This window comes from Inquilinus ginsengisoli, from assembly GCF_050434925.1.
Lineage (GTDB): Bacteria > Pseudomonadota > Alphaproteobacteria > DSM-16000 > Inquilinaceae > Inquilinus > Inquilinus ginsengisoli_B.
On the sequence record NZ_JBNDJK010000001.1, the window covers coordinates 2,098,550 to 2,121,393 of the forward strand.

23 protein-coding genes are annotated in these 22,844 nt (G+C 70.5%); 16 read left to right on the plus strand and 7 right to left on the minus strand.

Annotation, left to right across the window (positions count from 1 at the left end; all coding sequences use genetic code 11):
- Nucleotides 1-2 precede the first annotated feature (2 nt).
- The 5 genes from QFZ27_RS10015 (at nt 3) to QFZ27_RS10035 (ending at nt 5,463) form a co-directional block, all read left to right on the plus strand.
- Nucleotides 3-3,272: a hypothetical protein gene (locus tag QFZ27_RS10015; protein WP_429226140.1), complete on the plus strand. Its 3,270-nt coding sequence runs from the start codon at nt 3-5 to the stop codon at nt 3,270-3,272.
- Nucleotides 3,273-3,324: 52 nt separating this feature from the next.
- Entirely contained in the window at nt 3,325-3,876 is a 552-nt protein-coding gene (locus QFZ27_RS10020) for a methylated-DNA--[protein]-cysteine S-methyltransferase (RefSeq protein ID WP_429226142.1), read from the plus strand.
- A gap of 69 nt (nt 3,877-3,945) precedes the next feature.
- Entirely contained in the window at nt 3,946-4,596 is a 651-nt protein-coding gene (locus tag QFZ27_RS10025) for a glutathione S-transferase family protein (RefSeq protein WP_429226144.1), read from the plus strand.
- On the plus strand, nt 4,593-4,937 hold the full coding sequence (locus tag QFZ27_RS10030; protein ID WP_429226146.1) for a hypothetical protein: 345 nt from the start codon (nt 4,593-4,595) through the stop codon (nt 4,935-4,937). Before QFZ27_RS10025 ends, QFZ27_RS10030 begins: the two co-directional genes overlap by 4 nt.
- Nucleotides 4,938-5,025: 88 nt before the next feature.
- Nucleotides 5,026-5,463 carry a GNAT family N-acetyltransferase gene (locus tag QFZ27_RS10035; RefSeq protein ID WP_429232437.1) on the plus strand — a complete coding sequence of 146 codons (438 nt, stop codon included), beginning with the start codon at nt 5,026-5,028 and terminating at the stop codon, nt 5,461-5,463.
- A 5-nt stretch (nt 5,464-5,468) separates the two neighbouring features.
- On the opposite strand, the gene QFZ27_RS10040 is transcribed toward QFZ27_RS10035, so the two are convergent.
- On the minus strand, nt 5,469-6,221 hold the full coding sequence (locus tag QFZ27_RS10040; RefSeq protein WP_429226147.1) for a hypothetical protein: 753 nt from the start codon (nt 6,219-6,221) through the stop codon (nt 5,469-5,471).
- A gap of 28 nt (nt 6,222-6,249) precedes the next feature.
- The gene (locus QFZ27_RS10045) at nt 6,250-7,143 is read right to left on the minus strand and encodes a LysR family transcriptional regulator (RefSeq protein ID WP_429226148.1); all 894 of its coding nucleotides are present in this window, start codon (nt 7,141-7,143) and stop codon (nt 6,250-6,252) included.
- 175 nt (nt 7,144-7,318) lie between these two features.
- Between QFZ27_RS10045 and QFZ27_RS10050 the strand changes: the two genes are divergently transcribed.
- On the plus strand, nt 7,319-8,482 hold the full coding sequence (locus QFZ27_RS10050) for a GSCFA domain-containing protein (protein WP_429226150.1): 1,164 nt from the start codon (nt 7,319-7,321) through the stop codon (nt 8,480-8,482).
- A 111-nt stretch (nt 8,483-8,593) separates the two neighbouring features.
- Entirely contained in the window at nt 8,594-9,778 is a 1,185-nt protein-coding gene (locus QFZ27_RS10055) for an MFS transporter (protein ID WP_429226152.1), read from the plus strand.
- Nucleotides 9,779-10,001: 223 nt separating this feature from the next.
- Here QFZ27_RS10055 and QFZ27_RS10060 read toward each other — a convergent pair whose 3' ends face one another.
- The 3 genes from QFZ27_RS10060 to QFZ27_RS10070 form a co-directional block, all read right to left on the minus strand.
- On the minus strand, nt 10,002-11,261 hold the full coding sequence (locus tag QFZ27_RS10060) for a class I SAM-dependent methyltransferase (protein WP_429226154.1): 1,260 nt from the start codon (nt 11,259-11,261) through the stop codon (nt 10,002-10,004).
- Nucleotides 11,262-11,421: 160 nt separating this feature from the next.
- On the minus strand, nt 11,422-12,849 hold the full coding sequence (locus QFZ27_RS10065; protein ID WP_429226156.1) for a UdgX family uracil-DNA binding protein: 1,428 nt from the start codon (nt 12,847-12,849) through the stop codon (nt 11,422-11,424).
- Nucleotides 12,849-14,066, minus strand: coding sequence for a putative DNA modification/repair radical SAM protein (locus tag QFZ27_RS10070; RefSeq protein WP_429226158.1), 1,218 nt, complete (start codon nt 14,064-14,066; stop codon nt 12,849-12,851). The genes QFZ27_RS10065 and QFZ27_RS10070 overlap by 1 nt, the downstream gene beginning before the upstream one ends.
- A gap of 97 nt (nt 14,067-14,163) precedes the next feature.
- Here QFZ27_RS10070 and QFZ27_RS10075 point away from each other — a divergent pair, with 97 nt between their 5' ends.
- The 8 genes from QFZ27_RS10075 to panC all read left to right on the plus strand — a co-directional run bounded on the left by QFZ27_RS10075 (nt 14,164) and on the right by panC (nt 20,672).
- A complete protein-coding gene (locus QFZ27_RS10075; RefSeq protein WP_429226159.1) occupies nt 14,164-14,448 on the plus strand; it encodes a GNAT family N-acetyltransferase in 285 nt (94 codons plus the stop codon).
- Between the two features lie 59 nt (nt 14,449-14,507).
- Nucleotides 14,508-15,926 carry an amidase gene (locus QFZ27_RS10080; protein WP_429226161.1) on the plus strand — a complete coding sequence of 473 codons (1,419 nt, stop codon included), beginning with the start codon at nt 14,508-14,510 and terminating at the stop codon, nt 15,924-15,926.
- A gap of 151 nt (nt 15,927-16,077) precedes the next feature.
- The gene (locus QFZ27_RS10085) at nt 16,078-16,911 is read left to right on the plus strand and encodes a helix-turn-helix domain-containing protein (protein ID WP_429226163.1); all 834 of its coding nucleotides are present in this window, start codon (nt 16,078-16,080) and stop codon (nt 16,909-16,911) included.
- A gap of 20 nt (nt 16,912-16,931) precedes the next feature.
- The gene (locus tag QFZ27_RS10090) at nt 16,932-17,624 is read left to right on the plus strand and encodes a DUF899 domain-containing protein (protein ID WP_429226165.1); all 693 of its coding nucleotides are present in this window, start codon (nt 16,932-16,934) and stop codon (nt 17,622-17,624) included.
- Nucleotides 17,625-17,773: 149 nt separating this feature from the next.
- Complete coding sequence (locus tag QFZ27_RS10095; protein ID WP_429226166.1) at nt 17,774-18,250, plus strand: carboxymuconolactone decarboxylase family protein; 477 nt, start codon at nt 17,774-17,776, stop codon at nt 18,248-18,250.
- Nucleotides 18,251-18,390: 140 nt separating this feature from the next.
- Nucleotides 18,391-18,867 (plus strand): carboxymuconolactone decarboxylase family protein, encoded by a 477-nt coding sequence (locus tag QFZ27_RS10100; protein ID WP_429226168.1) that lies wholly within the window; start codon nt 18,391-18,393, stop codon nt 18,865-18,867.
- A gap of 144 nt (nt 18,868-19,011) precedes the next feature.
- The gene (gene panB, locus QFZ27_RS10105; protein WP_429226169.1) at nt 19,012-19,836 is read left to right on the plus strand and encodes a 3-methyl-2-oxobutanoate hydroxymethyltransferase; all 825 of its coding nucleotides are present in this window, start codon (nt 19,012-19,014) and stop codon (nt 19,834-19,836) included.
- Nucleotides 19,833-20,672 (plus strand): pantoate--beta-alanine ligase, encoded by an 840-nt coding sequence (gene panC, locus QFZ27_RS10110; protein ID WP_429226170.1) that lies wholly within the window; start codon nt 19,833-19,835, stop codon nt 20,670-20,672. Before panB ends, panC begins: the two co-directional genes overlap by 4 nt.
- Before the next feature lie 3 nt (nt 20,673-20,675).
- Here panC and QFZ27_RS10115 read toward each other — a convergent pair whose 3' ends face one another.
- Both QFZ27_RS10115 and mdh read right to left on the minus strand, forming a co-directional pair.
- On the minus strand, nt 20,676-20,894 hold the full coding sequence (locus tag QFZ27_RS10115) for a hypothetical protein (protein ID WP_429226171.1): 219 nt from the start codon (nt 20,892-20,894) through the stop codon (nt 20,676-20,678).
- A 226-nt stretch (nt 20,895-21,120) separates the two neighbouring features.
- The gene (gene mdh / locus QFZ27_RS10120) at nt 21,121-22,083 is read right to left on the minus strand and encodes a malate dehydrogenase (RefSeq protein WP_429226173.1); all 963 of its coding nucleotides are present in this window, start codon (nt 22,081-22,083) and stop codon (nt 21,121-21,123) included.
- 164 nt (nt 22,084-22,247) lie between these two features.
- Between mdh and QFZ27_RS10125 the strand changes: the two genes are divergently transcribed.
- Nucleotides 22,248-22,844, plus strand: coding sequence for a PRC-barrel domain-containing protein (locus QFZ27_RS10125; protein ID WP_429226175.1), 597 nt, complete (start codon nt 22,248-22,250; stop codon nt 22,842-22,844).

Sequence of the window (22,844 nt, forward strand, 5' to 3'; positions counted from 1 at the left end):
AAATGACGGCCGACTTCATCCTGCCGCGCGACGCCGATCTCGGGCTGCGCCGGATCGCCAACCGCACCGGCCTCGCCGCCGCCCTGCTGCCGAACGGCGCGCTGTTCGCCCTGTCGCACCGGGCGGACGAGAAGAGCGACCCGGTGCTGGTCAACCAGGTGCTGGGATCGCCGGTCGCCGGCGGCATCGGCAGGCTGCTGCTGCGGCTCGGCGGCGGGCGCGTGGTCGAGGCGGTCGGGCCGGCGGCGCGGCTGCAGGTCGGGGTCGGGCAGGACCGATTCGTCTGGGCGGGAGAGGCCGAGGGGCTGGCGCATCGCGTCACCCTGTGGCTGGCGCCGCAATCCGATCTCTGGCTGTGGCGGGTCGAGGTCGAGAACAAAGGCCCGGCGGCGGCCGAGGTCTCGGCGGTGCTGCTGCAGGATCTCGGCCTCGGCAGCCGCGGCTTCCTGATGAACAACGAAGCCTACGGCTCGCAATACACCGACCACCATGTCGCCCGGCATCCCAGGCTGGGCCTGGTGGTGATGAGCCGCCAGGCCCTGGCCCAGAGCGGCCGGTTTCCCTGGGTGGCGCATGGCTGCCTGGAGGGTGCTTCGGGCTTCGCCACCGATGCGGCGCAGAGCTTCGGCCCCGGCTTCCGCGACCGCGCCGAGGTGACGGGCGAGCTGCCGAGCGAGCGGCTGCAGCATGAGGTCGCCTGTCCGGCCATCGCCTCGACCACCGCGACGCTGGCGCCCGGCGCCAAGGCGTCGTGGAGCTTCTTCGGCCTGTTCGTGCCCGACCACAAGGCGGCGTCTTCGGATGAAGACCTGGCCGCGGTCGACCGGGCGCTGCAGGCTGCCGAGGCCTTCCACACGGCCGAGGTGGCGCTGGAGACCCCGGTGCGCGGCCTGTTGCAGGACACGTCGCCAGTCGTGGCCGAGGATCTCGACGCTGCGGCGCTCGACCGCTTGTGGCCGGCTCGGCGGCTGGAGGAGACGCGGGACGGCACGCCGCAATCCTTCTTCATCGATGAGGGCGACCTGAACCGCCATGTCGTGCTGCGGGCCAAGGAGCACGACCTGCGCCGCCGCCACGGCGCGCTGCTGCGCTCCGGCGCCGCGCTGCTGCCGACCGATGACCTGCTCTGCGCCACGGTCTGGGCGCATGGCGTCTTCGCCGCCCAGCTGACCATTGGCAACACCTCGTTCCACAAGCTGTTCTCGGTCTCGCGCGACCCCTACAACATCACCCGCGCCTCCGGCCTGCGCATCCTGGTCGATGCGGGCGAAGGCTGGCGCCTGCTGTCGGTGCCCTCGGCCTTCGAGATGGGGCTGGCGGAGGCCCGCTGGATCTACCGTTTCGGCGGTCGCACTGTGACCGTCCGTGCCGCCGTCTCCGGCGCCGACACGGCGATGCAGTGGCGGGTGGAGGTCGAAGGAGCGCCCTGCCGCTTCCTCGTCCTCGGCCATCTCGTGCTCGGCGAGCGCGAGCTGGAGCAGGCCGGGCGGGTGTCGATCGACGCGACGGCCGGGCGCATCGCCTTCCGCCCCGATCCGGACTGGCTCTGGGGCCAGCGCTATCCCGACTCGGTCTATCACCTGGTGACGCCGACCCCCGACGCGATCGACGCGATCGGCGGCGACGAGCTGCTCTACGCCGACGGGCAGGGCCGGGGTGGCGGGTATGTGGCGCTGCGCACCGGGGTGGTCGCCGGCTTCGGCTTCGCCGTCACCGGATCGCTGACCGACCCGGCAGCGGCCGCCGCTCTGGCCGACCGCTACGCCGCCGGGGTGTCCTTCGAGGAGATGCTGGGCTCGGCCAACGCCCATTGGGCCGAGGTGACCCGCGGCCTGCGGGTCACCGGCGGCGGGTCGGGGGGCGCGGCGCTGGACGCGGCTTTCCCGTGGCTGGCGCATGACGCGATGATCCACCTGACCGTGCCGCACGGGCTGGAGCAGTACACCGGCGGCGCCTGGGGTACCCGCGACGTCTGCCAGGGCGCGCTGGAATTCCTGCTGGCGCTGGAGCACGACGGCGCGGCGAAGGAGGTGCTGCGCACGGTCTTCGCCCAGCAATACGAGGGCCGGGGCGACTGGCCGCAATGGTTCATGCTGGAGCCCTATGCGCCGATCCAGGACCGGCATGCCCATGGCGACGTCATCGTCTGGCCGCTGAAGGCGCTGTGCGACTATATCGAGGCCACCGGCGACATGACCTTCCTCGATGAGCCGGTGGCCTGGCGCAACGAGCAGGACTTCACCCGCACCGAGCGGCGGGACCCGGTCTCGGCCCATATCGACCGCATCGTCGCGGTGGTGCAGGAGCGGTTCATCCCCGGCACCCGGCTGCTGCGCTACGGCGAGGGCGACTGGAACGATTCGCTGCAGCCGGTCGACCCGCATCTGCGCGACTGGATGGTCAGCGCCTGGACCGTCGCCCTGCTGACCCAGCAGCTCAACCGTTGGGCCGGGGTGCTGGACCATGCCGGCCGGCCGGCCAAGGCGCGCGAGATCGAGGCGCTGGCCGGGGGGATGCATTGGGATCTGCAGCGCCATCTGGTGCGCGACGGCGTGCTGGCCGGCTACGCCGTGTTCGACCCGGATGGCACGGTGGCCGAGCTGCTGCTGCACCCGGACGACGCCCGCACCGGGCTGCACTATTCGCTGCTGCCGATGAAGCGGGCGCTGATCGCCGGGCTGTTCGCGGGCGAGGCGGTCGAGCGGCATCTCGGGCTGATCCGCGAGCACCTGACCTTCCCGGACGGCATCCGGCTGATGGACCGGCCGGTGACCTATCGCGGCGGGGTCGAGACCCTGTTCCGCCGGGCCGAATCCGCCGCCTTCTTCGGCCGCGAGATCGGGCTGATGTACACCCACGCCCATCTCCGCGCCGGCGAGGCGATGGCGGCGCATGGCGAGGCCGATTCGGTGTGGCGGATCCTCTTGCAGGCCAGCCCGGTGGCGTCGACCGAGGTGGTGCCGAACGCGACGCCGCGCCAGCGCAACGCCTATTTCAGCTCCAGCGACGCCGCCTTCGCCGACCGCTACGCCGCCGGCGCCGATTGGGCCTTGGTGAAGCAGGGCGCGATCGCCGCCGATGGCGGCTGGCGGGTCTATTCCAGCGGGCCGGGCCTGACCACCAACCTGATGCTGCGGCACGTCTTCGGCCTGCGCCGCAGCTTCGGCGAGCGGATCACCGACCCGCTGCTGCCCTCCGGCCATCCGGATCTGGCGGTGGAACTGATGCGCGGCGGTGAGCGGAGGCGCTACGGCCGGCCCGCGGGGGCGTGAGCGTCGCAAGATCCGGGTTGCCGGTGGTGCGGCCGTCGGCTGGAATGTTGTCATGAGACTCGCCGATCCCGTTCCGCCGATCACCGCTGGCACGATCGACACACCGCTCGGCCCGATGCTGGCGCTGCTCGACGCCACGGGCGCCCTGATCGGCCTCGATTTCGAGGACGGCGACGGCACCCCGACCTTCAGCCAGCGCCGCGTGGCTCGCCAAGGTCTGCAGACGGGGCCGGCCGGCCCCGTGGCGCTCCGTCCGGTCGCGGATCAGCTCGCAGAGTACTTCGCCGGCCGGCGCCGGGTGTTCGATCTGCCGATGGCGCCCTTCGGCACGCCATTCCAGCGCCTGGTCTGGGCGGCGCTCTGCGACATCCCTTGCGGCACCGTCCTGACCTATCGCGACATGGCGCTGCGGCTCGACCGGCCGCAAGCGGCCCGCGCCGTCGGTGCCGCCAACGGCGCCAACCCGATCTCGGTGGTGGTGCCGTGCCACCGCTTGGTTGGCAGCGACGGCACCCTGACCGCCTATGGCGGCGGCCTGCACCGCAAGGCGGCGCTGCTGGAGCTGGAGGGGGCGAGGCCTCCGGCGCTGGTGCTAGCGGTCTGAGCCCTCTCGCTTCACACTCCGCATCTGTGGTTCACTGCGGCCAAGACGACATTCCTCGGGGGAGGACCCATGACCACGCCGCGCTTCATCCTGCACCATGCGCCGCGCTCCCGCTCCAGCCGCATCCTGTGGCTGCTGGAGGAGACGGGGGTGCCCTTCGAGGTCGCCCAGCACGATTTCGCCAAGGCGACGCACAAGGACCCCGCCTATCTCGCCATCAACCCGGCCGGCAAGGTGCCGGCGCTGATCGACCTCGGCCCGGCCGGGGACTGGTCGCCGCCGGCGGTGGTGACCGAGAGCGCCGCGATCTGCGCCTATGTCGCCGACGCCCTGCCCGAGGCCGGGCTGGCGCCGCCGGTCGGCTCGCGCGAGCGCGCAGCCTATGCCATCTGGATCGGCTACTGCCCCTCGGTGCTTGAGCCCGCTCTGTCCGATTCGGTGTTTCCGCGCCGGGAGGAGCCGCCGGCCAGCACCCTCGGCTGGTGCCCCTTCCCCGAGGCGCTGCGGCGGGTCGAGACGGCGCTGCAGGCCGGCGGACCCTATCTGCTCGGCGCCCGGTTCAGCGCCGCCGACGTGCTGATCGGCTCTTTGCTGCAATGGCTGCAGGGCTGGGGCAAGCTGCCGGAGACGCCGACACTGGCCGCCTATCTCGCCACGCTGGCCACTCGTCCGGCGGTGCAGCGCGCCCAGGCCCGCGACGCGGCACAGAGCGCGGCATGAGGATCCGGTCCATCGCCGCCGCCACAGCAGTCGTCGCCGCGCTGCTCGCCGGCCCCGCCCAGGCGCAGACTCCGCATCCCTGCGCCGGCGACGCGGTCGAGCACGCCCGCAAACTGCTGGCGTTCCATTTCGACGAGGACACGCCCGACGTCTCGGTCGACGACGCCGTCAAGTCGGTGGGCACGGTCAAGGCGCTGCGGGGCGAAGGGCGTTTCGACGTGCTGGAAGTCTGGGGCTTCATCTACAAGGCCGAATACCGCATGCATTTCCTCTACGCCCAGATCCCCGGCACCTGCGCCCTGATGGGGCAGGAAATCCTGGAGGCCAGCGATCCCTACTGAGCCCGTCCGGCTGCGCCCCGCCGTCGCGGCCGATGCGCCGGCCATCGCCGCGCTGCATGTCGCGGTCTGGCGCGACACCTATCGCGACCTGGCGCCGCCCGAGGCCGCGGCCGCGCTCGACGTTGCCCGCCGCCAGGCCCGCTGGGAGGCGACCCTCGCCGATCCGGCGCAGATCGCCCTCGTCGCCCAGATCGACGGCACGCTCGCCGGCTTCGGCCTGGCCGGGCCGCCCGGCGACCCGGCTTTCGGCAACCGGGGCGAGGTCAAGTACCTCTATGTCGGCCGCGACTTCGCCCGCCGCGGCATCGGCCGCCGCCTGCTCACCGCCATGGCCGCGGCGCTGACCGAACGCGGCTACGCGGCGCTCGGCCTCGGCGTCGTGGTCGGCAACGACCCGGCGATCGCCTTCTACGAGGCCCAGGGCGGCCGCCGCGCCGGCGCCTACACCGACCCCGGCCCGCTCTGGCGCTCGCACAACCTGCTTTACGCCTGGGACGACCTCGCAGCGCTGGCGTCGCGGGGATAGGGCGGTCAGTCGGACGAGCGACGGGCGTCGACCGGAGCCTCGCGGCGATCGCCCTCGAAAAGCGGTCCGCCATGACGTCCCAGCTCGGCCCCGGCCAAGGCGATCAGGAGATCGGCTCTACCCTCGGCGAGCAGGCGCCGAAAGGCCTCGTCGAAGCCCTGGCTGAGCGATTCGTCCAGCGCCGCCAGCAGTCGGGGAATCCATTTCCCGCTTCCGGTCCAATGGCCGCGTCCCAGCAGCATCAGATCCGCGAGCCGCTGATGGAGGGCGGCGCCGATGGCCAGCAACTCCTGCGGAGTGCGCCGATCCCTTAGATCGTCGATCAGGTCGGTGATCTCGTATCTGAGCGCGTCCCGGCGTTCTGCCGCCAGCGGCGGAGGACCCTGTGCCAGGAGCCCGAGGGCCTCGGAGCGCAGGGCTTCGGCCCCGGCGGTGACCGGGCCGACCAAGCGGCCATCCGCGATCATCGTGACGATGCTGGGGCGGCCCCGCGTCACATCCTGGTCCATGAACCACCGCAGCGTCGCCGGGTCATGGACGAAGGCTTCGACCGGAAAGCCGCCCGACCGGAAGGATTCCCGCCTGGCGCGGTCGATGCGGCCGTACACCACCACAAGGTCGATGTCGGAATGGGCCGTACCCTGGCCGCGGATGATGGAGCCTGCCACGAAGGCGAAGTCCGCATCCGGGTAGCGCTCGGTCATGACCGCCTGAGCCGTTGCCAGCGCTGCTTCGATCCGTGCGGTTCCTGTCGTCATCGCCCCTCTCCCGAGACCGGCCGATTCCCTACTCGAACCGCAGCCGTTCGACCAGGAAGTCGATGAAGGCGCGCACCCGGGCCGGCATGGTGCCGCGGCCCAGGAACACGGCGTGGATCTCTTCCATCTCACGCGGGTCGTAATCGGGCAGCAACTCGATCAGCCGGCCGGCTTCAAGGTCGGGCCTGATATGGTAGAGGGCGGTGCGGCCGATGCCCATGCCGGCCAGCACCGCCTGGCGCAGTGTCTCGCCGTTGTTGACCACCAGCGGGCCGGTCACCTGCATCGGCTTCGGCCCGTCCGGCCCGGCCAGGACCCAGTCGGTGAAGCTGCGGCGGTAGTTGAAGGTCAGGCAGTCATGCCCGGCCAGGTCGGCCGGGGTCCGCGGCATGCCGCGGCGCTCGAGATAGGACGGCGCCGCGATCACGGCACGCCGGCTGGCGCCCAGCTTGCGGGCCTGCAGGCTGCTGTCGCGCAGCGGCCCGTGGCGGATGGCGACGTCGGTGCGCTCGGCCAGGATGTCGACGACCTCGTCGGTCAGGCTGACATCCAGCGTCACCGCCGGGAAGCGGGCGCGGAACTCAGGCAAGAGCGGCATCACGCAATGGGTGCCGAATGGGATCGAGGCGCTGATCCGGAGCCGCCCGCGCGGCGCCGAGGCGCCGGCGACGCCGGCCTCGGCCTCGGCGATGTCGGCCAGGATGCGGCTGGCCTGGTCGTAGAACAGGTCGCCCTCGGGCGTCGGCCTCAGGCTGCGGGTCGAACGGGCCAGCAGGCGCACCCCCAGCCGCTCCTCCAGCCGGCCGATCAGCTTGGCGACGGCCGACGGCGTCAGGCCGAGACGCCGGGCGGCGGCGGAGAAGCTGCCTTCCTCCACGACCCGGACGAAGACTTCCATTTCACCGGAACGGTTGATGTCCATGGATGGTTCTCGGCTGGAGTGCTGCGGTTCGGTTCGCTGAAATCTTCAAAACAAGGTTTCGGACTATCGAGGGTGGATTCGGAAACGACGTCCTGGCATGCTGCGGTGCATCAAAACTGGTTTCGAGGTGTTGCCGGCCCAGCTGGACTGGGCCGCCAGACGGAAGGGATCTCCCATGTCCAGAATCCTGATCGAGCAGGACGGCGCGCAGCGCAAGGCCAGCGCGACGTTCTTCCGCGGCGAGACGACGAACTTCTACCCGAGCGACAAGTCGCTCGAGCGCAACAGCGTCGTCTCCGATTATTTCGCCAAGGGCTGGATGCCGGCCGAGCGGTTCGTGACCCAGGACACGCCGATCGTCGCCTTCGGCTCCTGCTTCGCCGAGAACATCAGCCGCTACTTGCACAAGGCCGGCTTCAATGTCCTGACCAAGCGCGACAATCTCGCTTATGTCTCGAGCATGGGCGACGGCATGGTCAACACCTTCGCCATCCGCCAGCAATTCGAATGGGCCTGGCTGGGCAAGACGCCGCAGGCCGAGCTGTGGCACGGCTACGACGCCGCCCAGTTCGGCTATGACGAGGCGGTGCGGCAGCGCACCAAGGCGCTGTTCGACGAGGCGGAGCTGTTCGTGATCACCCTCGGCCTGTCCGAGGTGTGGTACGACGAACCGACCGGCGAGGTGTTCTGGCGGGCGGTGCCGAAGGACAAATACGACCCGGCGCGGCACAAGTTCCGGGTCACCAGCCATGCCGAGAACCTGGAGAACCTGCAGGCGATCCATGCATTGATCCGCGCCTTCCGGCCGGATGCGGCGGTGCTGTTCACGGTGTCGCCGATCCCGCTGACCGCGACCTTCCGGCCGGTGACCTGCCTGTCGGCCAATGCGGTGTCGAAGGCGATCCTGCGCGCGGCGATGGACGAGTTCTTCCGCCGCACCGCGCCGAACGATCCGCGGCTGTTCTATTTCCCGAGCTACGACATCGTCATGCACGGCTTCAGCCACCAGTGGCGTGACGACCGGCGGCACGTCTATTCGCATGTGCTGGACTTCAACATGAAGGTGTTCGAGCGCTACTACTGCCGGACCGACATGGACGACGAGGCGCTGCTGACCTCGTTCCGCTATGCCCAGCGCCAGGACCGGCTGATCGGCCAGCTCGGCCATGCCGCGGTGGCGCTGCACGAGGCCGAGACGGCGGATGAGCGCAAGGCCGCCCGGGTGGCGGCGATCAAGAGACAACGCGAACTGGAGCGGGCGAAGATCCGCGAGGAGCGGCGGCAGCAGCGAATCGCGGCGCGCCGTGCGGCCCAGGGGGCGGCGATCGCGGCGGAGTAGCGGGTTCGGCATCTTGGAAGCCACGTCACAACTGATTAGCTTCCCCGAACCATAGTCCAAGCCAGGCGCGACCGCCATCTAGCGGTGAGCTCTCATCGCAAGGTGGCCGTCATGCCCATTGCCCTCTATGCCCTCGCGGTCGGTGCCTTCGGCATCGGTATCACCGAATTCGTGATCATGGGCCTGCTGATGGAGGTCGGGACCGATCTCGGCGTCTCGATCTCCACCGCCGGCCTGCTGATCAGCGGCTATGCGCTCGGCGTCGTCGCCGGCGCGCCGATCCTCACCGCGCTCACCGGCCGGATGCCGCGCAAGTCCGTGCTGCTGGGGCTGATGGTGATCTTCACCATCGGCAACCTGGCCTGTGCGGTGGCGCCCGACTACGCCACGCTGATGGCGGCGCGGGTGCTGACCGCCTTCGCCCATGGCACCTTCTTCGGCGTCGGCTCGGTGGTCGCGACCGGCCTGGTGCCGGCGCAGAAGCGCGCCTCGGCCATCGCCATCATGTTCACCGGCCTGACCGTCGCCAACATCCTGGGCGTGCCCTTCGGCACCTGGCTGGGCCAGGGCTTCGGCTGGCGTTCCACCTTCTGGGCGGTGACCGCGGTCGGCCTCGTCGCCCTGGCCGTGATCGCCGTCGCCGTGCCGAAGGACAAGGTGCCGGCCGAGCAGTCGGACTGGCGGCAGGACCTGAGGGTGCTGGCGCGCCGCCCGGTGCTGCTGGGCCTGTTGACCACTGTGCTGGGCTTCGCTGCGGTTTTCGCCGTCTTCACCTATATCGCGCCGATCCTGACCCAGATCACCGGCGTGTCGGAAGGCGCGGTCTCCCCGATCCTGCTGGTGTTCGGCGGCGGGCTGGTGGTCGGCAACCTGGCTGGCGGCAGGTTCGCCGATCGCTGGCTGGTGCCGACGGTGTTGGGCAGCATGCTGGTCCTGGCCGTAGTGCTGGGGCTGATGACCTTCGCCGTGCACAGCGCCGTGCTGGCCGTGGTCTTCGTCGGCCTGCTCGGCGCCGCCGGCTTCGCCACCGTCGCGCCGCTGCAGATGTGGGTGATGGAGAAGGCGGAGGGCGCCGGCCAGAGCTTGGCCTCCAGCTTCAACATCGCCGCCTTCAACCTCGGCAACGCGCTGGGCGCCTGGCTCGGCGGCCAGGTGATCGAGCACGGGCCCGGCCTCGGTGCGGTGCCCTGGGTGGCGGCGCTGGTGCCCCTGGTCGGCGTCGCGGTGGCCATGGTCAGCCTGCGGCTCGACCGCCGCGCCCCGGCCCTGGTCCCCGCGGCGGACTGCGCCTCCTGAGGCAGCGTCGCCGCGAGGATGCGAAACGGCCCGCCGGTCCTCCGGCGGGCCGCTTTCGTTTCGGAGATTCGGACGAAGCGGCGTTCTCGAGATCCCTTCGCCGTCATGGCGAGGAGGCGAAGCCGACGTGGCCATCCAGGGGCCGGTGCGAGCGGCCCTGGATGGCCACGCCCCTTCGGGGCTCGCCATGACGACTTGGAATATGGGTGGCGGTACTAGCCTCTCAGCCCGTCGCCCGGGTCGGCGGAGGTGTGACGCTCTGGGGCAAGACGCTGTCGCCGATGTCGGTCTGGGCCATCTGCCGTTCGCGCTCGACCATGTAGTCGCGGGTGATCGGCACGGTGTCGATGCGCTTGGCGAATTGCAGCTGGAAGACCACTGTGGTGCGGTAGCGGAAGCCGACCTCGCACAGCGCCAGGTAGAACTCCCACATTCGGCAGAAGCGCTCGTCATACAGCTTCGCCGCATCGGCCCAGCGGGCCATGAAGCGCTCGCGCCAGTGCCGCAGCGTCTCGGCATAGTGGATGCGCAGGACCTCGACATCGGTGACGAACAGGCCGTGGCGTTCCGCCATCGTCGCCAGCTCCGACAGGGTCGGCAGGTCGGCGCCCGGAAAGATGTATTTGCGGATGAACGGGTTGATCGGGCCCGGCGTGTCGGAATAGCCGATGCTGTGGATCAGGGCGACGCCGTCATCGGCCAGCAAGCCGTGCAGCTTGGCGAAGAACTCGGCGTAGTTCCGCTTGCCGACATGCTCGAACATGCCGACCGAGACGATGCGCTGGTAGGGCCCGGCCTCCTGGCGATAGTCGCGCAGGTGGAACTTCGCCCGGTCCGCCAGCCCGGCCGCTTCCGCCCGCGCGGTGCTCAGCTTGTGCTGCTCGGTGCTCAGCGTCACGCCGGTGACGTCGGCCCCGGTCTCGCGGGCGAGATACAGGCCGAGGCCGCCCCAGCCGGAGCCGATGTCCAGCGTCTTCAGCCCTGGCTTGTCGAACAGCAGCTTCGCGGCGATGTGCCGCTTCTTGTTCAGCTGAGCCGTCTCCAGGCTGTCGCCGGGGGTGGCGAAATAGGCGCAGGAATACTGGCGGTCGGCGTCCAGGAACAGGTCGTACAGCTCGGCCGACAGGTCGTAGTGATGGGCGACGTTCCGCTGCGCCTTGCCGACCGGGTTGTACTGCTTCAGCCCGCGGGTCACCCGCTCGATCAGCGCCAGCCAGCCATGGCGGTCGACCTTCAGGTTCTTCGCCACCACCGCCAGGAAGTCGTAGAGCGAGCCCTCCTCCACCGTCAGCCGGCCATCCATATAGGCCTCGCCCAGCGCCAGCCCGGGATTGCGCATCAGCGTGTAGGCCAGGCGCGGGGACTTCAGCCGGATCACCGCGCGGGGCGGCGACTCGTCGCCGATCTTGTGGGCGATACCAGCGGCGTCGACCACCCGCAGGCTGCCGTCCCGGACGATCGATTTCAGAAGTGCGATGAACATCCTGTCCGAATCTCTCTCTGACCGCCGTCAGGCGCGGATCGGACGCAGCCCGTGCGGGCATGGCAGGCGATCCGGATCGCCGCGGCGATTCCCTGTCCAAGCGCAAAGTTGGATCATGCCTTGGAACATTTGTGTACCCTTTTTGTCGAATCGCCGCCGATCAGCCGCGGCGGATCTCCGGCACCAGCGCCGCCGCCTGGCTCAGCTCCGCCACGAAGCGCCGGTGCTCCACCTCGCGGGCGATCTCGTCGGGCAGGCGCAGCAGATAGGACGGGTGGATCGTGACCAGCCCGGGCAGGTCGTCGCGAAAGCGCAGCGGCCGGCCGCGCAGCGCCGACAGCGACCCCGTATGTCCGGACAATGCCCGCGCCGCGGTCGCCCCCAGCGCCACTGCCAGGCGCGGCCGCAGCAGCGCCAGCTCCCGCTCCACCCACCAGCGGCAGGCCTCGACCTCGCCGCTGTCCGGGCGCTGGTGGATGCGGCGCTTGCCGCGCACCTGATACTTGAAGTGCTTCACCGCATTGGTGACGTAGATGCGGGCGCGGTCGATCCCGGCCTCGGCCAGGGCCCGGTCGAGCAGCTGTCCGGCCGGGCCGACGAAGACCCGGCCGGCGAGGTCTTCCTGGTCCCCGGGCTGCTCGCCGACGAACACGACCGGCGCGTCCGGCGGCCCTTCGCCGAGGACCGGCTGGGTCGCCGGGCCGTGCAGCGGGCAGCGTCGGCAGGCGGCGATGTCCGACGCCAGCCCGGCCAGGGTGCCGGCGGGGCCGGGCTCGTGCGGCCCCGGCGCCGGGATTGCCTTGCGCGGCGCTTCGGCCGACGCCGCGATCATCGCCCGGGTGCGGGCCGGCGCGCCGTCCAGCAGCTCGGGAATCAGCACGGCTTCCGGCAGGTTGCGCCAATAGCGCTTCGGCATCTCCGCCCGCATCATCGCCGGGTTGGCTCGCGCCGGGTTGAACGTGGCGGCGTAGTAGCGGCGCCAGGCCTCCTCCAGCGCATCCTCGTCCGGCGCATCATCGCGCCGCATGCCCGCGCCGATGTCGAGCGTCCCGGCGTCCCAGTGCAGCGATCCGTCCGGCGTCAGGATCGACCAGCGCATCGCCGCGAACCGGCCGATGAAGAAGGGGGCGGCCCGGCGCAGGATGTGGTGCTCCGGCTCGAACCAGGCGACGAAGCGCTCGGCTCCATCCGACTCGATCCGGCGGAAGCGCAGGAAGGCGGTCATCCGGTGCTCGTCGCGATCGACCGCGCCGGCCATCCGCTCCAGCCGCCGGACCAGCGGGTGGGTGGGATCCTGCAGCAGCGTTCGCCGGCCGTGCTCCAACTGCCACAACGTGGTGTAGAGCAGGGCGAAGCGCTCCGGGTCGCGATGGCAGATCACCGGCTCCGCCAGCGCGTGGAACCGCTTCGGCACGCTCAACGGCGGGGCCGCTGCGTCGTCCGGAACGGGATCGCCGAAAAGCAGGGCGATCTCTTCCCCCTCCTGCCAGGACACGGTCTCCGGCGCCGCGCCGATGGCGATCAGACCGCGCGCCGCCCGGCGGAAGGCGTCGAGATCGTCGGGGCGCGCGATCCGGACCGTGCGCATCAGGCGAACAGCGACAGCTGGGTCGGCGGCGGCGCCAGCCGCTCGCGCAGATCGGCCCGGTCCAGCAGCCGGGTGGGGCGGTGGTCGGCCGTGACGATGAAGGGCAAAGCGCGCTTCAGCCCGCCGGTCAGCGGCGCCAGGTCAGCCAGCCGCAGCGTGTGAATGCGGCGCGCCTCGATGATGCGGTCCACCGTCCGCGCACCCAGGCCGGGCACGCGCAGCAGCAGGCCCCGCTCGGCCCGGTTGACGTCGAGGGGGAAGCGGTCGCGGTGGCGCAGCGCCCAGGCCAGCTTGGGGTCGACCGCCAGGTCCAGCATCCCGTCCGGGGCGCCGGCCAGGATCTCCTCCGCCGCGAAGCCGTAGAACCGCATCAGCCAGTCGGCCTGGTACAGCCGGTGCTCGCGCTGCAGCGGCGGTGCCTTGGCCGGCAGGGATTGGCTGGCCTCAGGGATCGGGCTGAAGGCGGAGTAGTAGACGCGCTTCAGCCGGTAGCCGGCATAGAGCCCGGCGACAGTGCCCAGGATGGCGCCGTCATCGGCCCCATCGGCGCCGACGATCAGCTGCGTGCTCTGCCCGGCGGGGGAGAAGCGGGGTGCCTTCGGCTCCGCCTCCGACTCGTCGATGCCCAGCCGCAGCCGGCCCATGGCGCCGCGGATGGTGCGGCCGCGCTTCTCCGGCGCCAGCCGGGTCAGCCCGTCCTCGGTCGGCAGCTCGATGTTGATCGACAGCCGGTCGGCGTAGCGGCCGGCCGCGGCCAGCAGCTCGGGGCTGGCCTCCGGGATCGTCTTCAGATGGATGTAGCCGCGGAATCCGTGGTCCTGCCGCAGCCGGCGCGCCACCTCCACCAGCTGCTCCATGGTGTGGTCGGCCGAGCGGATGATGCCGGAGGACAGGAACAGCCCCTCGATGTAGTTGCGCCGGTAGAAGCCGATGGTCAGCCGCACCACCTCGTCGACCGTGAAGCGGGCGCGGCGGACATTGCTGGTCCGCCGGTTGATGCAGTAGGCGCAGTCGTACTGGCAGAAATTGGTCAGCAGGATCTTCAGCAGCGACACGCAGCGCCCATCCGGCGTGTAGGAGTGGCAGATGCCGTGGCCGTTGGTGGAGCCCAGCCCCTTGCCGTCCCGCGAATCGCGGGTGGTGGCGCCGGAGGAGGCGCAGGACACATCGTATTTCGCGGCGTCCGCCAGGATCTCCAGCTTGGCGTCGGTGGTCATCGCTCGGCTCATGTTGCTAATTTGTTCTTATCGCCAAAAGAGTCAACGGCCGTGTTGTCGCGTTAGACTGGGGACCGCGAATCCGGAGGAGAGACTCATGGCCGAGGTGGCCGACAACCCGGCGCTGAGCCGTTACGAGATGGTGGTCGACGGCGTCACTGCCTTCGTCGAATACCGGCGTGAGGGCGACGTGGTCGCGCTGACCCACACCGAGGTGCCGCAGGCTCTGTCCGGCCGTGGCGTCGGCACCGCCCTGGCGCGCGGCACGCTGGACCTGATCCGCGCCGCCGGGCTGACCATCTGGCCGTTGTGCCCGTTCATCGCCGCCTTCATCGAGCGGCACCCGGACTACGCGGATCTGGTGGCCGCCGATCGCGGTTGACGCTGTCCGCCGCGGCCCCGCAGATTTGCTGGACAAGAATCCCGGAGCAAGAGGCGGTCATGGCGGAGCTGTGCGATCTCGAGGCGGTGGAGCTGCGGCGTCTGATCGGGGCGGGGGAGGTCTCGCCGGTCGACCTGGTCGAGAGCTGCATCGCCCGGATCGAGGCGGCCGACCCGGCGGTCAACGCCATCACCGCCAAGGCCTATGATCGGGCCCGGGCCGAGGCGCGGGCGGCCGAGGCGGCAGTGCAGCGCGGCGACGCTCTCGGCCCTCTCCACGGCCTGCCGATCGGGGTCAAGGATCTCAGCGACACCGAGGGGCTGCTGACCGCCTATGGCTCGCCGTTGTTCGCCGACAACGTGCCGGCGGCCGATGAGCGGGTGGTGGCGGTGCTGCGCCAGGCCGGCGCCATCGTGCTGGCCAAGACCAACACGCCGGAATTCGGCGCCGGCGCCAACACCCGCAACGAGGTGTTCGGCCCGACCCGCAACCCGTTCGACCACGACCTGACCTGTGCAGGCTCCTCCGGCGGCTCGGCGGTGGCTCTGGCCTGCGGCATGGTTCCGCTCGCCACCGGCTCGGACCTCGCCGGCAGCCTGCGCACCCCGGCCGCCTATTGCGGCATCGTCGGCTTCCGCCCGACGCCGGGCCTGATCCCGACTGAGACCCGTGGCCATGGCTGGTCGCCGCTGTCGGTTGATGGGCCGATGGCGCGCACCGTGGCTGACGCCGCCCTGATGCTGTCCGCCATGGTCGGCCACGACCAGCGCGACCCGCTGTCGCTCGGCGTCGAGGGCGAGCCCTTTCGCGCGCTCGACACGGTCGATCTCGGCGGCCTGACCGTCGCCTTCACCGAGGATCTCGGCTTCGCTCCGGTCGACAGCCGGGTCCGCCGCAGCTTCCGCGCCGCCCGCCAGGCGCTGGAGCCGGCGGTCGGCCGCAACGTCGATTTCGCCGTCGACATGGGCGGCGTCGACCAGGCTTTCGCCACGCTGCGCGCCGTCGGCTTCGTCGCCGGCCATCGCGAGAAGGTCGAGGCGACGCCGGACAAGGTCGGGCCGAACGTCACCGCCAATGTCGCCGCCGGGCTGAAGCTCAGCCTCGCCGACGTGGCCAGCGCGCTGACGGTGCAGACCCGGGTGGTGCGCGACGCTGACGCCTTCCTGTCCGGGGTCGATGTGGTGATTTGCCCGGTGGCCGGGCACCCGCCCTTCCCGTGGCAGGACTGGTACCCGGCCACGATCGACGGCGCAGTCCTGTCCAGCTACTTCCACTGGCTGGCGCTGGCCTATGGCCCGACCCTGGCCGGGCTGCCCTCCGTGGCGCTGCCCTTCGGCCGAGACGAGGCCGGCCTGCCCTTCAGCCTGCAGATCGTCGGCCGCCGCCGCGGCGACCATGCGGTGTTGTCCGCCGCCCGCGCGATCGAGGCCTGGGCCGGGCGGAACGGCTTCGGCAGGGCGGTGCCGAAAGCGGCCTGACGATTTTCCGGCCAGGCCGTCACGTCGGAGGCGCGAAGCGAACAAGCGCGCCTCCACTGGCCTTCGTTGAATTTTCGCGTTCTGGACGTTTCATCAAGCGGGCCTCGCATCCCAGCCGGTATTGATTGGCAAGGCACCAAGCGAGGCTTCCATGAATATCGCGGATCGAGCGCTTTGGGTGATGGAGCGCAACTCGGATCAGCCGCTCGGTCTGATCGACATCGCCACGGCCTGCGGCGTTTCCCGCTCGCACCTCGCCAATGCTTTCGGCATGGCGACCGGCTGGCCGGTGATGAAGTATCTCAAGGCCAGGCGCCTCAGCCGGGCTGCCGACCGCCTCGCCGGAGGTGCCCCGGACATCCTTTCGCTGGCGCTGGAGTTCGGCTACGGGTCGCACGAGGCGTTCACCAGGGCGTTCCGCGACCAGTTCGGCAGGACGCCCGAGCAGGTCCGCAGCCGGGGCAGTGTCGAGGGTCTGGCGACGACGCCTCCGCTGCGCCTGCGTGACGGACAGGCCCGGTCGCTGCTGCCTCAGCTGACATCGCTGGGGCGTTTGAAGCTGGTGGGCCTGGCCGCGCCGTGCTCCTACAACGAGACGATCCACATTCCCGCCCAATGGCAGCGCTTCATGTCGTCCCACTACGACGACATACCGAACAAGGTCGAGCGGATGCCGATCGGCGTATGCGAGCCGCCCGACGACGAAGGCTGCTTCAGATATGTGTGCGCCGCGGAGGTGCGGGCATTCGAAGGCCGCTCGCCGGAGCTCGCCTACTGCGAGGCCGAGCCCCGGACCTACGCCGTCTTCGCACATAACGACCACGTGTCGACGATCTTCGACACCTACTCGGCCATCTGGAATCACGCGCTGCCCGTGCTGGAGCGTGCCGTCGACGACGGTCCCGTCCTGGAGTTCCACAACGATGCCTTCGATCCCGACACGGGTCTGGGCGGACTACGGATCTGCATCCCATTGGCGGACTGAGGCAGCGGGGAGTGTCGACGATGAAGCGGGATGAAACGGCCCCATCGGCACCGGTCGCGATGCCGCGGATCGCATCCGCTGAAGACTGGAGAACCGCACGCCAGGGTCTGCTGGCCAAGGAAAAGGAGGCCACCCGATTGCTCGACGGGCTGGCAGCCGAGCGGCGCCGGCTGCCGATGGTGCGGATCGACAGCTCCTACCGGTTCGATGGCGCGGCTGGCGCGCGCAGCCTGGCGAAGCTGTTCGACGGCAGGCGGCAGCTGGTCATCTACCATTTCATGTTCGCACCGGATTGGCAGACGCCCTGTCCTGGCTGCTGTCGCCGCATCGATGACGTCGGTCACCTCGCGCATTTGCATGCGCGCGATACGACATTCGCCGCAGTGGCGTCGGCGCCGTATGAGCGGCTCGCCGCTCTGCGCAAGCGAAAGGGCTGGACCGTTTCGTTCTATTCGTCCGGTGGCAGCACGTTCAATTCGGATATGGGTGTCAGCGTCGGTGGTGACGAAGAGTTCGGGCTGAGCGTCTTTTTCCGGGACGACGCCGATGCTGTCTATCGCAGCTATTTCACCAATGGCCGGGGCGTCGAGCCCGCCGGCTTCCGCAGCCTTCTGGACCTCACCCCTTACGGCCGTCAGGAGGTATGGGAAGTGTCACCTGCGGGATGGCCTCAGAGCCCAACACATGAATGGGGGTCGGAGCGGGATGAATGATCCGGCGATCGAGGCCCCGGGCCGAGCGGAGCGGCTTCGGGCGGAGCATTTTTTCGATCGGGCCTGTCACAACCGTGAACGCCATCTCGTCTTGATGTCGAGACCGCCCCGACGGGCGGTTCCGATCTCATGATGGGAGCCTTTCGACCATGTCCGCTCGTCTCAACTACGCCGCCATCGCCCCCGGTGCCATCAAGGCCCAGCTGGGTGTGCACACTTATCTCGAGGGCTGCGGCCTATCGAAGACCCTGCAGGAGCTGATCTTCCTGCGCGTGTCGCAGCTCAACGGCTGCGCCTATTGCCTCGACATGCACGCCAAGGCGCTGCGCCAGGCCGGCGAAGGCCAGCAGCGGCTGGACGCGGTCGCCGGCTGGCGCGAGGCGCACGGCCTGTTCAGCGCCCGCGAGCAGGCGGCGCTGGCCTGGGCCGAGGCCCTGACCCTGGTCGCCGACACCCGCCACGTGCCGGATGCGATCTACCAGTCGGTGAAAGCGCAGTTCGACGACCGCGAACTGGTCGACCTGACCCTCGCCGTCTGCTCGATCAACAGCTGGAACCGGCTGGCCGTCGGCTTCGCCATGGCGCCGCAGCCGGACGCCGAGAGCGTGAAGGCCGCCGCGGCCTGAGGCCAACGATCCTCGCCAATCCATCATCGCGAGGACCCCGGCTTCAAGCCGGGGGACGTGGCGATCCAGTGGCACCACCCTCTGGATGGCCACGCCCCTTCGGGGCTCGCCATGACGACTGAAAACGGGAGTCCTTCATCATGTCCACGCGTCTCGACTGGGCCGCCACGGCCCCCGGCGCCCTGAAGGCGCAGTTCGGCGTGCACCTCTATCTGGAAAACTGCGGCCTGCCGAAGTCCCTGCTGCTGCTGATCGACCTGCGCATGTCGCAGCTCAACGGCTGCGCCTTCTGCCTCGACATGCATGCCAAGAGCCTGCGCGAGGCCGGAGAGAGCCAGCAGCGGCTCGACTGCCTGGCCGGCTGGCGCGAGGCGCACGGCCTGTTCAGCGCCCGCGAGCAGGCGGCGCTGGCCTGGGCCGAGGCCCTGACCCGCATCGCCGACACGCGGCAGGTACCGGATGCGATCTATGCGGCGGTGAAGGCGCAGTTCAGCGACCGCGAGCTGGTCGACCTCACGCTGGCCGTGTGCTCGATCAACAGCTGGAACCGCCTGGCCGTGGGCTTCGGCAAGGCGCCGGTGCCGGATGCGGAGAGCGAGCGGGCGGCCGCAGCCTGACGCTCCAGGCGTTCCGCGGGTGCTGGCGGGCGGCTTCCGCCGCCCGTCGTTTTTCCACCTCGTGACATCTGGCTTGCCTCAACGGATTTTGCACTGCAGCATCCCGGTCGGGACGACAGATCCCGAAGACTGAGAGTGCCCGAGGTGAGCGTTTCCGCCGCGATCCGGCGCATCACGATCCCGCAGCTCCGTGCTCGCAAGGGGCAGGAGCCGATCGTCGTGCTGACCGCCTACACCACGCCGGTGGCCCGGCTGCTGGACCCGCATGTCGACGCGCTGCTGGTCGGCGACAGCCTGGGCATGGTGGTGCACGGGCTGGACAGCACGGTCGGCGTCACGCTCGAGATGATGGCGCTTCACACCGCCGCCGTCCGCCGCGGCTCGGCCCGGGCCGCCATCGTCACCGACCTGCCCTTCGGCAGCTACCAGGCGTCTCCGCGCGACGCTTTCGCCGCCTCCGCCCGGCTGATGGCCGAGGGCGCCTCCGCGGTGAAGCTGGAGGGCGGCGAGGAGATGGCGGAGACGGTGGCCTTCCTCACCGCCCGCGGCATCCCGGTGATGGGCCATGTCGGCCTGCTGCCGCAATCGGTCAACGTGCTGGGCGGCTACAACGCCCGCGGCCGATCGGCGGAGGAGGCGGCGCGCATCCTGACGGCGGCCAAGGCGATGGCCGCGGCTGGCGCCTTCTCGCTGGTGATCGAGGGCACGGTCGAGCCGCTGGCCCGCCGGATCACGGAGGAGGTGCCGATCCCGACCATCGGCATCGGCGCCTCGGCGGCCTGCGACGGCCAGGTGCTGGTCACCGACGACCTGCTGGGCCTGACCGGCGCCGCCACGCCGCGCTTCGTTCGCCGCTACGCCGATCTCGAGGCCGTGATCACCGAGGCGGCGACGGGCTTCGCCGCCGATGTCCGCGCCCGGCGCTTCCCGGGCCCCGAGCATGTCTTCGCCGAGAAGAAGCCGTCATGACCGATCCCGCCAATCTCGTGGTCGCCCGGACCGCAGCCGAGCTGCGCGCCGCCGTTGCCGGCTGGCGCCGGGCCGGCGAGCGCATCGGCCTGGTGCCGACCATGGGGGCGCTGCACCAGGGCCATCTGGAGCTGGCCGCGGCCCTGCGGAAGGCCGGGGCGAAGCGGGTGCTGTTCAGCATCTTCGTCAACCCGGCCCAGTTCGGCCCGAAAGAGGATTTCAGCCGCTATCCGCGGCGCGAGGCCGAGGACCTGGCCAAGCTTGCGTTGACCGGTGCCGATCTGGCCTATCTGCCGACGGTCGATGACATTTACCCGGAGGGCTTCGCCTTCTCGTTCGTGCCCAGCGGCCCGATCGTCGCCGATCTCGAGGCGGCGGTGCGGCCCGGCCATTTCGCCGGGGTGGCGACGGTGGTGGCGAAGCTGCTGATCCAGGCGGCGCCGGACCTAGCCGCCTTCGGCGAGAAGGATTTCCAGCAGCTGCTGCTGGTGCGCCGGCTGGTGCGCGACCTGGACCTGCCCTGCGAGATTCTGCCGGTGCCGACGGTGCGCGACCGTGACGGCTTGGCCCTGTCGTCGCGCAACGCCTATCTCGGCGAGGCGCAGCTGGCGGTGGCCCGGCGGCTGAACCGGATCATGGCGGAGATCGCCGCCGACCCGACGCTGCTGGCCGCGGGGCCGGACCGGCTGCGCGACGCCGGCTTCGACGCGGTCGACTATCTGGTGCTGCGCGATGCGGAGACGCTGGCCGAGCCGGCGCCCGGCCGGCCGCGACGGCTGATCGCCGCGGTCCGGCTCGGCGCCACGCGGCTGCTCGATAACCTGCCGGTGCCGTAGCGCCTACTGCGCCGGTGCTGGCGCCGGCGTCGGGTCCTGCTGGCCGGTCAGCGAAGGGGGCGGGGCCGACAGTCGCTGGCGCTGGATCGGCTCGACCGGGACCGCGGGCGGCGCCGGCTCGCCCTGCATGATCGGGCGGTCGATCGGCACGGTGTTGTCGCCGCCGCAGGCGGCCAGGGCCAGGACGGACAGGCCGGCGGCGGCCAGGATCAGACGGGTCATGGGCATCCTCGGTCGTTCCATGGGGTGCGCACTCTAGCCATCCGAGGCGTCGGAGGCGAGGGGCGGCGCCACCCCGGAGGCTGGCGCGCGATTGCGGCAGAAATCGGCAGGCCGGCCTCAAAAACTGTCATGCCCGGGCTTGACCCGGGCATCCAGAGAATTTCGACAGCTTCTGGATTGCCGGGTCAAGCCCGGCAATGACAGTGAGTGAAGTGGAACGAATGGCTCAGGCGGCCGATTCCATCAGCTTCTTGGTGGTCTCGACCAGGCCCTTCACCGCGGCGACCGACTTGTCGAAGGCGGCCTTCTCGTCGGCGTTGAACTGGACCTCGACGATCCGCTCGACGCCGCCGGCGCCGATCACCACCGGCACGCCGATGTAGAAGTCGCTGACGCCGTACTGCCCGCTCAGATAGGCGGCGCAGGGCAGCACGCGCTTCTTGTCGCGCAGATAGCTCTCGGCCATGGCGATGGCGGAGGAGGCGGGGGCGTAGAAGGCGCTGCCGGTCTTCAGCAGGCCGACGATCTCGGCGCCGCCGTCGCGGGTGCGCTGGATGATCTGGTCCAGCTTCTCCTGCGTGGTCCAGCCCATCTTCACCAGGTCCGGCAGCGGGATACCGGCGACGGTGGAGTAGCGGGCCAGCGGCACCATGGTGTCGCCATGGCCGCCCAGCACGAAGGCAGTGACGTCCTCGACCGAGACGTTGAACTCCTCGGCCAGGAAATAGCGGAAGCGTGCCGAGTCGAGCACGCCGGCCATGCCGACCACCTTCTCCGGCTTCAGGCCCGAGACCTCGCGCAGCACGCCGACCATGGCATCCAGCGGGTTGGTGATGCAGATGACGAAGGCGTTCGGGGCATACTGCTTGATGCCGGCGCCGACCGCCTGCATCACCTTGGTGTTGATGCCGATCAGGTCGTCCCGGCTCATGCCCGGCTTGCGCGGCACGCCGGCGGTGACGATGACGACGTCGGCGCCCTCGATCGCGGAATAGTCGCTGCCGCCCTTGAGCACGGCGTCGAAGCCCTCGACCGTCGAAGCCTGGGCGATGTCGAGCGCCTTGCCCTGCGGCACGCCGTCGACCACGTCGAACAGGACGATGTCGCCGAGCTCCTTGAGGCCGGCGAGCAGGGCGAGGGTGCCGCCGATTTGTCCGGCGCCGACGAGGGCGATCTTGTTGCGCGCCATGGCGTGCCATCCTTGATGAGGGGCAGAAATGTCGGGCCCCGTCCTAGCGCGATTTCGCGGGTGCGGCAAGAACGGGCCGGCCCGTCGCGGGTTGATCCGGGCGAAGCGGTTGTCATCGACGGCAAGCGCCCCAGATCAGGTCCACAACAATGGCAGGTTCCGCGATGCGCATTCTCCTCCCGGCCGTGCTCGCCGTCGTCGCGGTGGCCGGCACCTCCCGCGCCCAGGAGGCTCAGCCGGCCAAGCCCGACACGCCGCCCGCCGCCGAGGCTCCGGCGGCCGCACCCGCAGCCCCGGCGCCCGACCAGCGGCAGGCCTCGGAAACGCCGGCGGTGGTGATCGATGGCGGCGCGGCCGGCACGCTGCTCGGCAAATCGGTGCGCAGTGCCTCGGGCGATGATCTCGGCCGGGTGGTCGACGTGGTCGTCGACCGCGCCGGAATGACGCGGGCCGCCATCGTCGATTTCGGCGGCTTCCTCGGCGTCGGCTCGCGCCAGATCGCGGTCGACTGGCGGGTGCTGCACTTCCCCAAGGACGGCAGCATGGACACCATCGTCACCGACCTGACGGAGGCCCAGCTGCGCGGCGCGCCGGCCTACAAGCGGGACGAGCCGGTGGTCGTGGTCGGCCGGGCGGACACCGCGCCGGCCCCGGCCGCGCCGGACGCGCCGGGCTCGCCGTCCCCCGCTCCCGCCCCGGCCCAGGCCGCCCCCGCTCCCGCAGCGGCGCCGGACGCCAACGCACCGGCGCCGAAGCCCTAG

Excerpts from the sequence above, each read along its gene's own strand:
- QFZ27_RS10085 (WP_429226163.1), top strand. The coding sequence starts at position 16,078 with ATGAATATCGCGGATCGAGCGCTTTGGGTGATGGAGCGCAACTCGGAT.
- mdh (WP_429226173.1), bottom strand. The coding sequence starts at position 22,083 with ATGGCGCGCAACAAGATCGCCCTCGTCGGCGCCGGACAAATCGGCGGC.
- QFZ27_RS10095 (WP_429226166.1), top strand. The coding sequence starts at position 17,774 with ATGTCCGCTCGTCTCAACTACGCCGCCATCGCCCCCGGTGCCATCAAG.
- QFZ27_RS10065 (WP_429226156.1), bottom strand. The coding sequence starts at position 12,849 with ATGCGCACGGTCCGGATCGCGCGCCCCGACGATCTCGACGCCTTCCGC.
- QFZ27_RS10055 (WP_429226152.1), top strand. The coding sequence starts at position 8,594 with ATGCCCATTGCCCTCTATGCCCTCGCGGTCGGTGCCTTCGGCATCGGT.
- QFZ27_RS10090 (WP_429226165.1), top strand. The coding sequence starts at position 16,932 with ATGAAGCGGGATGAAACGGCCCCATCGGCACCGGTCGCGATGCCGCGG.
- QFZ27_RS10020 (WP_429226142.1), top strand. The coding sequence starts at position 3,325 with ATGAGACTCGCCGATCCCGTTCCGCCGATCACCGCTGGCACGATCGAC.
- QFZ27_RS10070 (WP_429226158.1), bottom strand. The coding sequence starts at position 14,066 with ATGACCACCGACGCCAAGCTGGAGATCCTGGCGGACGCCGCGAAATAC.
- QFZ27_RS10025 (WP_429226144.1), top strand. The coding sequence starts at position 3,946 with ATGACCACGCCGCGCTTCATCCTGCACCATGCGCCGCGCTCCCGCTCC.
- QFZ27_RS10030 (WP_429226146.1), top strand. The coding sequence starts at position 4,593 with ATGAGGATCCGGTCCATCGCCGCCGCCACAGCAGTCGTCGCCGCGCTG.
- panC (WP_429226170.1), top strand. The coding sequence starts at position 19,833 with ATGACCGATCCCGCCAATCTCGTGGTCGCCCGGACCGCAGCCGAGCTG.
- QFZ27_RS10040 (WP_429226147.1), bottom strand. The coding sequence starts at position 6,221 with ATGACGACAGGAACCGCACGGATCGAAGCAGCGCTGGCAACGGCTCAG.
- QFZ27_RS10125 (WP_429226175.1), top strand. The coding sequence starts at position 22,248 with ATGCGCATTCTCCTCCCGGCCGTGCTCGCCGTCGTCGCGGTGGCCGGC.
- QFZ27_RS10060 (WP_429226154.1), bottom strand. The coding sequence starts at position 11,261 with ATGTTCATCGCACTTCTGAAATCGATCGTCCGGGACGGCAGCCTGCGG.
- QFZ27_RS10100 (WP_429226168.1), top strand. The coding sequence starts at position 18,391 with ATGTCCACGCGTCTCGACTGGGCCGCCACGGCCCCCGGCGCCCTGAAG.
- QFZ27_RS10075 (WP_429226159.1), top strand. The coding sequence starts at position 14,164 with ATGGCCGAGGTGGCCGACAACCCGGCGCTGAGCCGTTACGAGATGGTG.
- QFZ27_RS10015 (WP_429226140.1), top strand. The coding sequence starts at position 3 with ATGACGGCCGACTTCATCCTGCCGCGCGACGCCGATCTCGGGCTGCGC.
- QFZ27_RS10115 (WP_429226171.1), bottom strand. The coding sequence starts at position 20,894 with ATGACCCGTCTGATCCTGGCCGCCGCCGGCCTGTCCGTCCTGGCCCTG.
- QFZ27_RS10045 (WP_429226148.1), bottom strand. The coding sequence starts at position 7,143 with ATGGACATCAACCGTTCCGGTGAAATGGAAGTCTTCGTCCGGGTCGTG.
- QFZ27_RS10080 (WP_429226161.1), top strand. The coding sequence starts at position 14,508 with ATGGCGGAGCTGTGCGATCTCGAGGCGGTGGAGCTGCGGCGTCTGATC.
- QFZ27_RS10050 (WP_429226150.1), top strand. The coding sequence starts at position 7,319 with ATGTCCAGAATCCTGATCGAGCAGGACGGCGCGCAGCGCAAGGCCAGC.